The following is a 7,373-nucleotide window of genomic DNA, read 5'->3' as shown; positions in this document are numbered from 1 at the left end:
GGCGTGGCCAACGCCATGGCGGTCAAGGCCGGCGCGTCCATCGAGGTGGGCATCCTGGTCGGCCTGATCGTCGGCGGGATCTGCGGCGCGATCAACGGCCTGTTCGTGACCCTGGTCAAGCTGCCGCCGTTCATCGCCACCCTGGGCATGATGCTGGTGGCCCGCGGCCTGGCGCTGCGACTGACCGATGCCCAGCCCATCTCCGGACTCGGTGCCGCGTTCGGCGTGCTCGGCAACGGCACCCTGGGCCGCATCGAGCGCATCGGCGACGACGGCTTTCCCAACGTGATCTTTCCGGGCATCCCCTACCCGGTGATCATCATGATCGTCCTGGCCATCGCCCTGTGGCTGGTGCTCAGCCGCACCCGCCTGGGCCGCCACATCTATGCCGTGGGCTCGAACGCCGAAGCGGCCCGGCTCTCCGGGGTCAAGGTGCGCGCGGTCACCCTCTTCACCTATGTGCTGTCCGGCGTGCTGGCCGGCCTGACCGGCGCGGTGCTGATGTCGCGCCTGGTCACCGCCCAGCCGAACGAAGGGGTGATGTACGAACTGGACGCCATCGCCAGCGCGGTGATCGGCGGCACCTCGCTCTCTGGTGGCATCGGCAGCGTGTCGGGCACCCTGATCGGCGCCTTCACCATCGGCGTGCTGCGCAACGGCCTCAACATGCTCGGCGTCTCCAGTTTCACCCAGCAGATCATCATCGGCCTGGTGATCCTGCTGACCGTCTGTATCGACCAGCTCCGCAACCGCAAGAAGTGAACCCTCGATAACAACAACAAGGAACGACCGATGAAAAACTTCAAGAAAGTGGTCCTGGGTGTCGCCCTCTCCGCCGCGACCTCCCTGGCGCTGGCCGGTAACGGCGAGATCGCCGTCATCGTCAAGAGTGCCAACTCCAACTACTGGCAGAACGTGCAGAAGGGTGTGCAGGAAACGGCCAAGCAGCACACCAGCTACAAGGTTACCTTCCAGGGACCGGCCTCGGAATCGGCGATCGCCGACGAGGTGAACATGGTGGTCAATGCCGTCAACCGCGGCGTCTCGGGCATCGTGCTGGCACCGTCCGACCCGGACGCCCTGGTGCCAGCCATCAAGCAGGCCTGGGAAGCCCATATCCCGGTGGTGCTGATCGACTCCTCGGTGGCGGAAAGCGGCGCGCCCTACTACCAGTCCTTTCTCTCCACCGACAACAACAAGGCCGGCGAGCTGTCCGCCCAGCGCATGATCGAGAAGGTCGGCAAGACCGGCAAGATCGCCATCATGTCCTATGTGCCGGGCACCGGTTCGGAAACGGGCCGGGTCGGCGGCTTCCGCAAATACCTGGAGCAGCATTCGCAGCTGACCGTGGTGGGCCCCTTCTATTCCCAGTCGCAGATGGCCAACGCCCTCAACCAGACCACCGACGTTCTGGCCTCCAATCCCGACCTCAAGGGCATCTACGGCGCCAACGAACCCACCGCGGTCGGCATGGCGCGGGCCATCGCCCAGTCCGGCAAGGCCGGCAAGCTGCAGGCCATCGGCTTCGACGGCAACGAGGACCTGCAGGGCTTCGTCCGCGACGGCACCCTGGACGCCATCGTGGTGCAGAGTTCCTATCGCATGGGCCTGGAATCGGTCGCCACGGTGATCAAGGTCATCGAGAAGCAGAAGGTGCCCAAGTTCATCGACACCGGCGTCCTGCTCATCGACAAGGCCAACCTGGACAGCCCTGACGCACGCAACGTGCTCTATTGAGTGGAGGCCTGGCGATGAATCTCTCCGAACGGCGTCCCCTGGCGAACAGCCCGCTGGCCCTGCCGGTGCTCGGACTCGGCTGCTCCCAGCTGGGCGGACTGTACCGGGACATGCCGCTGCAGCAGGCCGTCGACACCCTGGCCGGCGCCTGGCAGCAGGGCATCCGCTATTTCGATACGGCGCCCTTCTATGGCTATGGCCGCTCGGAACATCGCCTCGGGGCCTTTCTCGACGAACAGCCGCGGGATGAAGTCGTGCTCAGCAGCAAGGTGGGCCGGCTGCTCGCGCCCAACGGCAGCGAGCGCGCCAACGACGACGGCTGGGTCCGGCCACTGCCCTTCAAGCCGGTCTACGACTACAGCTACGACGGCATCCTGAGATCCCATGAAGACAGCCTGCAGCGCCTGGGGCTGGCGCGGATCGACATCCTCTATGTGCACGACATCGGCCGCCGCACCCATGGCGAGCGGCATGACCGGCACTGGCAGGCGCTGACCCGCGGCGGCGGTTTCCGCGCGCTGGAGGAATTGCGCAGCGCTGGCCAGATCCAGGCCATCGGCCTGGGCGTCAACGAATGGGAGGTCGTGGTCGACAGCCTCGACGAGTGCCCGCTGGACTGCACCCTGCTGGCCGGTCGCTACACCCTGCTGGAGCAGGAGAGCCTAAGCCCCCTGCTCGATCGCTGCCTGGCCCAGGGCCACGCCATCGTCGCCGGCGGAGTCTTCAATTCCGGGATCCTCGCCGGTGGCCAGCACTTCGACTATGGCGCCGCGCCGCCAGCGGTGGTGGCCAAGGTGCGGGCCCTGCAGGCTGTCTGCGCAGAATTCGCGATCCCCCTGGCCGCCGCGGCCCTGCAATTTCCCCTGGCACATCCGGCGGTCGCCTCGGCGGTCATCGGCGCGCGCAGCGCCGAGCAGGTGGCCAGCAACCTGGCCTGGCTGCAGACGCCCATTCCGGCGGAATTCTGGAGCACCCTCAAGCAGCGTGGCCTGCTGGACGCCGATGCCCCCGTGGCAGGAGTCCCGGCATGAAGCCGCACCGCCCCTTCCACCTGCCTCTGTGGCGACGGACGCTCGCTGCCAATCCCAACGAGCTCCCGGCCATGAATCCAATGTGCATCCCGATGCGATGTGGAGTCTTCCTATGCTGACCGTCATCTGTGAAAAACCCGGCCTACTGGTCTCCCGCGATACCCCCAAGCCTGCCCGTGGCGCAGGCGAAACCCTGATCCGCATCCGCCGGGTCGGCGTCTGCGGGACCGACCTGCACATCTACGAAGGCAACCAGCCCTACCTGGAATACCCGCGGGTGATGGGCCACGAGATTTCCGGCGTCGTCGAGGAAACCGACGACAGCGGGCGCCTGCAGGCGGGGGACATCGTCTATGTGGTGCCCTACCTGTCCTGTGGCCAGTGCATCGCCTGCCGCCAGGGCAAGACCAACTGCTGCACCAGGATCGCGGTCCTGGGCGTGCACCGCGACGGCGCCCTGACCGAGTACCTCAGTCTGCCCGACCGCTTCGTCTTCAAGGCCGAGGGCCTCACCCTCGACCAGGCGGCCATGGTGGAATTTCTCGCCATCGGCGCCCATGCCGTGCGCCGTTCGGGACTGGGCCAGGCACAGCGCGTGCTGGTGGTGGGCGCCGGCCCCATCGGCATGGCGGCGGCGATCTTCGCCGGTATCGCCGGGGCTCAGGTCACCGTTCTCGACACCCGCGCCGATCGCCTGGAATTCTGCCGCCAGCACCTGCAGGTCGCGGCCACGGTCACCGTCGGTGACGGCGACAAGGACGAACTGGCGCGGCTGACCGACGGCGACTTCTTCGACGTGGTGTTCGACGCCACCGGCAACGCCCGCGCCATCGAGCGGGGTTTCGAATTCGTCGCCCATGCCGGCAGCTATGTGCTGATCTCGGTGGTCAAGGACCACATCCGCTTCGCCGATCCCGAATTCCACAAGCGCGAGACCACCCTGCTGGGCAGTCGCAACGCCACCGCCGAGGATTTCCAGCATGTCGAGCGCTGCCTGCGCGAGGGCCTGATCCCGGACGCGGCACTCAATACCCATCGCCTGCAACTGGCCGAGCTGCCCGCCCGTTTCGCGGAGCTGCTGGACCCGGTCCGCGGCGTCGTCAAAGCCATCGTCGAAATCTGAACGGGTCTGATCGGCCGCCACCGGCCGAGGAGCGAGAACATGACACGCTACTGTCTGCTGCTGGACCTGCGGGACGACCCCGCGCTCATCGCCGAATACGAACGCCAGCACGCGGCGGTCTGGCCCGAGGTCATCGCCCATCTGCGCGAAGCCGGCGTCGCCAACATGACCATCTGGCGCCTCGGCTGCCGCCTGACCATGCTGCTCGAAGCGGGGCCGGGCTTCTCCTTCGACCGCCTGCACGAGCTGGAACAGCGCAATCCCAGGATCCAGGAATGGGAAACCCTGATGGCGCGCTATCAGCTGTCCTCGCCCGAGGCGGGATCGGAGAAGTGGCAGCTGGCGACCCCGCTGTTCGAGCTGGCCGCCCTGCCCTGAGCCGCTGGCGCCGAACCGGGTAGCCCATGAGATACTGAAGCCCTTGAAGATGCAGGTTTCATCGATGACGCTGCCCACTGCCACCACCGAAAGAAAGCTCTACCAGAAGATCGCGGATCGCCTGCGCCAGCATATCCGCGAGGGCGCCATCGAAGCCGGTACCCGTTTGCCGCCGGAGCGCGACCTGGCGCTGTTGCTGGGCGTCTCCCGGCCGTCGCTGCGCGAAGCCCTGATCGCCCTGGAAATCGAAGGCAGCATCGAGGTACGCCAGGGCTCCGGCATCTATGTGAACGCCGCGCTGCTGAACAATGGCGCCCGGACTTCCACCCTTGGCGAAAGTCCTTCGGAACTGATGCACGCCCGGGCCATGATCGAGGGCGCGACCATCGTGCTGGCCTGTTCCCTGGGCGGCAAGGCTGATTACCGCTACCTGGCGAAGTGTATCCAGAACATGAGCGACAAGATCGCCCAGGGACTTTCGCCCATGGAGGACGATCGCAAGTTCCACTGCCGCCTGGCCCGGATGAGCGGCAACTCCACGCTGGTGCGCATCATCACCTCGCTGTTCGACGAGCGTCACAGCCCCCTCTCCACCCACGTCGCCGAGCAGACCGAAAGCCAGAAGACCTGGGGCGTCGCCGTGGCCGAACACGAGGCCATCCTGCGTGCGGTGGAAGCCCGCGACCTGATCGGAGCCCAGACCGCCATGCGCCACCACCTGCTCTGTTCGGAAGCGCGCTGGCTCGAGGGGTTCGCCTCCAGCGAGGATTGAAGACGCCGCGTCCGCGGACCTGGCTCACGACCTGCCGCACCGCCAGCGTCGGCGGCTACCCGGGGGCACTACGCTCGGCAACGTCTTTGCCGCTAGACTGCAGCCTCCCTTCGCAGACCAGAGCCGCTCGATGCTGCCATCCGACCAGACTCGGCTACCGCCACCCACCTCCCTGGAGAGTCGGATCAAGGCACGCTACGAACAGATGTCGGTCGTGGAGCAGAAGCTGTCCGACGTGATCCTGGCCGCGCCTGGCCAGCTCGCCATGCAGACCGCCACCGAGCTGGCCACCCGTGCCGGCGTCTCCAAGGCCACCGCCACACGCTTCTTCCGGACGCTGGGCTATGCCTCCTACGAAGAAGCCCGGCGCCAGGCCCGGACGCTGCGTGGAGAGGGCTCACCGCTCTATCTGCAGGACCGTGGCGCCGCTGAGCGCTCGGTCGATGACCTCCTGCAGCATCATCTGGAGCAGGAACTGGCCAACGTCCGGCAGACCTATCAGTCGCTGGATCAGGACGAACTCTTCGCCGCCGTGCACGCCATCGTTGGTGCCCGGCGGGTGGTCATCATCGGTTTTCGGCATAGCCAGACCATCGCCCACATGGTCCGCAGCCATCTGATCCAGGTCCGCGGCGACATCCTGCTGTTGCCCTCGCCCGGCGACAGCCTGGCCGAATATCTCGCCAGCCTGGGGCCGGACGATGTGGCCATCTGCATCGGGCTGCGGCGGCGGATGCCGCAACTCGAGAAGGCCATGGCCGTGATGGGCCAGCTGGGGGTCCGCATGCTCTACCTGGCCGATGTCCTGGCCGGTAGCCCCGCTCAGCTGGCGACCTGGGTGATCCGCTGCCACACCGAAAGCACCCTGATGTTCGACAGCAACAGCAGCGTCTCGGCCATCACCAATCTGCTGTGCTCCCTGGTCGGCAAGGAACTGACCGGCCGCAAGATCTCCCACCTGGAGACCGCCGAGCGTCTGCACCAGCAACTGGAAGAGCTGGACAATCCCCGCTGACGCACCATTTCAATTCATCATGCACCGGATAAAGGCAGCGGAGCGAATCCGTGCCGAGACCCGAGAAACAAAAGTTTCATATAAAATTATAGAGAAACATCAGTTTCTTCAAGGGGTTACGGCGCTGGCTACGGCAGCCGCCCGAGATGGCATGCTTTCTGCGATGAGGCCTGGGTCATTCCTTCGACCTAGGCGCTCCCATGACCTCTCTTGCTTACCGCTGTGCCATGACGCTTTCCGCCCTGGCCTTCGGGCTCGGCCTGCTGGGCGCTGCCAGCGCCGATACCCTCGATGACGTGAAAGCCCGCGGCAAGCTGGTGGTGGCCATAGATCCCACCTTCGCGCCCTACGAGTACACGGACGCCAGCGGCACCATCGTCGGCTATACACCGGAAATCATGCAGCGGGTGGCCGCCAGACTGGGCGTCGCGCTCGAATACCAGAAGATGGCCTTCAGCGGCATCATCCCGGCGCTGATCGCCGGCTCCGTCGACGCCGAAGGCTCCTCGCTCAACGTCACCGCCGAGCGCGCCGCCAAGGTTCTCTTCACCGTGCCCTTCGGCAAGAGCGTCAACGCGGTTCTGGTGCGTGCCGACGAGACCCGGGTGACGGCCACCCCGCTGACCGTCGAAGCCCTTTCCGGCCTGACCGCTGCGGTCAAGGCCACCACCGCGCCTGAACAGCTGCTCAGGCAGTTCAACGGCCAACTGAAGGCGCGGCAGCTCCCGCCGATCAAGATCATCAGTGTCGACAGCGTCGACCAGACCCTGGCCGCGCTCATGACCCGCCGCGCCGATTTCGTCTTCGACGATCTCACCGTGCTGGGCGGTTTGACCAAGCAGCTGCCCGGCAAGGTCAAGCAGGTCGGCGAACTGGGCGCCAGCCAGTGGATCAGCTGGGCCACCCGCAAGGACGACGCGCGCCTGAACAAGGTGATCAGCGATGAAATCATCGCCCTCGAGCAATCCGGCGAACTGAAAACGCTGCAACAGCGCTACCTCGGGGTCAGCTTCGACCTGCCCACCGCCGACTTCATCCCCCGCCAGTGAGTCTTCCCATGCCTTGCCCAACCCATCACGTGCACGTCCCGGCCGGGCACGGCCGGACTTTCGAGATCCGTGCCGGCCAGTACCTCACCATCATCGACACCGACGGTCAGCAGGCGGCGGACTTCGTCGCCGTCGTGCAGGGCCGCCTGGAGGAGCAGCTGTCCCCGGTGCACACCCGCCGCCGCCTCAACTCGCTGTTCTTCACGGTCGGCGACTGCCTCTACTCCACCGCCGACGAGCCGCTGCTGGAGGTGATCGCCGACACCAT

9 protein-coding genes are annotated in these 7,373 nt (G+C 66.2%); all 9 read left to right on the top strand.

What is annotated here, in order from left to right; all coding sequences use genetic code 11:
- Window positions 1-762: ABC transporter permease (locus GSQ95_RS23470; protein WP_158973929.1), on the top strand; the 762-nt coding region annotated here is incomplete at its 5' end.
- A gap of 30 nt (window positions 763-792) precedes the next feature.
- The gene (locus GSQ95_RS23465; protein WP_133860903.1) at window positions 793-1,737 is read left to right on the top strand and encodes an ABC transporter substrate-binding protein; all 945 of its coding nucleotides are present in this window, start codon (window positions 793-795) and stop codon (window positions 1,735-1,737) included.
- A 14-nt stretch (window positions 1,738-1,751) separates the two neighbouring features.
- A complete protein-coding gene (locus GSQ95_RS23460) occupies window positions 1,752-2,768 on the top strand; it encodes an aldo/keto reductase (RefSeq protein ID WP_158897075.1) in 1,017 nt (338 codons plus the stop codon).
- Window positions 2,769-2,880: 112 nt separating this feature from the next.
- Window positions 2,881-3,891: a zinc-binding alcohol dehydrogenase family protein gene (locus tag GSQ95_RS23455; protein WP_158897076.1), complete on the top strand. Its 1,011-nt coding sequence runs from the start codon at window positions 2,881-2,883 to the stop codon at window positions 3,889-3,891.
- A gap of 39 nt (window positions 3,892-3,930) precedes the next feature.
- A complete protein-coding gene (locus GSQ95_RS23450; RefSeq protein ID WP_158897077.1) occupies window positions 3,931-4,269 on the top strand; it encodes an L-rhamnose mutarotase in 339 nt (112 codons plus the stop codon).
- Window positions 4,270-4,333: 64 nt separating this feature from the next.
- Entirely contained in the window at window positions 4,334-5,041 is a 708-nt protein-coding gene (locus GSQ95_RS23445) for a FadR/GntR family transcriptional regulator (RefSeq protein WP_158897078.1), read from the top strand.
- A gap of 130 nt (window positions 5,042-5,171) precedes the next feature.
- Complete coding sequence (locus GSQ95_RS23440; RefSeq protein WP_158897079.1) at window positions 5,172-6,056, top strand: MurR/RpiR family transcriptional regulator; 885 nt, start codon at window positions 5,172-5,174, stop codon at window positions 6,054-6,056.
- A 200-nt stretch (window positions 6,057-6,256) separates the two neighbouring features.
- A complete protein-coding gene (locus GSQ95_RS23435) occupies window positions 6,257-7,105 on the top strand; it encodes a transporter substrate-binding domain-containing protein (protein ID WP_158897080.1) in 849 nt (282 codons plus the stop codon).
- An 8-nt stretch (window positions 7,106-7,113) separates the two neighbouring features.
- A partial coding sequence (locus GSQ95_RS23430) for a DUF1989 domain-containing protein (protein WP_158973928.1) occupies window positions 7,114-7,373 on the top strand: 260 nt, incomplete at its 3' end.

This window comes from Pseudomonas sp. BAV 4579 (assembly GCF_009765395.1).
In the GTDB taxonomy this organism is placed as follows: domain Bacteria; phylum Pseudomonadota; class Gammaproteobacteria; order Pseudomonadales; family Pseudomonadaceae; genus Chryseomonas; species Chryseomonas aestiva.
The sequence above is the reverse complement of the archived record's forward strand: the minus strand, read 5'-3'. Positions and strand labels throughout refer to the sequence as shown.

Bases quoted from the DNA above. Each gene is read 5' to 3' on its own strand.
- GSQ95_RS23465 (WP_133860903.1), top strand. From the start codon at position 793: ATGAAAAACTTCAAGAAAGTGGTCCTGGGTGTCGCCCTCTCCGCCGCG.
- GSQ95_RS23460 (WP_158897075.1), top strand. From the start codon at position 1,752: ATGAATCTCTCCGAACGGCGTCCCCTGGCGAACAGCCCGCTGGCCCTG.
- GSQ95_RS23455 (WP_158897076.1), top strand. From the start codon at position 2,881: ATGCTGACCGTCATCTGTGAAAAACCCGGCCTACTGGTCTCCCGCGAT.
- GSQ95_RS23450 (WP_158897077.1), top strand. From the start codon at position 3,931: ATGACACGCTACTGTCTGCTGCTGGACCTGCGGGACGACCCCGCGCTC.
- GSQ95_RS23445 (WP_158897078.1), top strand. From the start codon at position 4,334: ATGACGCTGCCCACTGCCACCACCGAAAGAAAGCTCTACCAGAAGATC.
- GSQ95_RS23440 (WP_158897079.1), top strand. From the start codon at position 5,172: ATGCTGCCATCCGACCAGACTCGGCTACCGCCACCCACCTCCCTGGAG.
- GSQ95_RS23435 (WP_158897080.1), top strand. From the start codon at position 6,257: ATGACCTCTCTTGCTTACCGCTGTGCCATGACGCTTTCCGCCCTGGCC.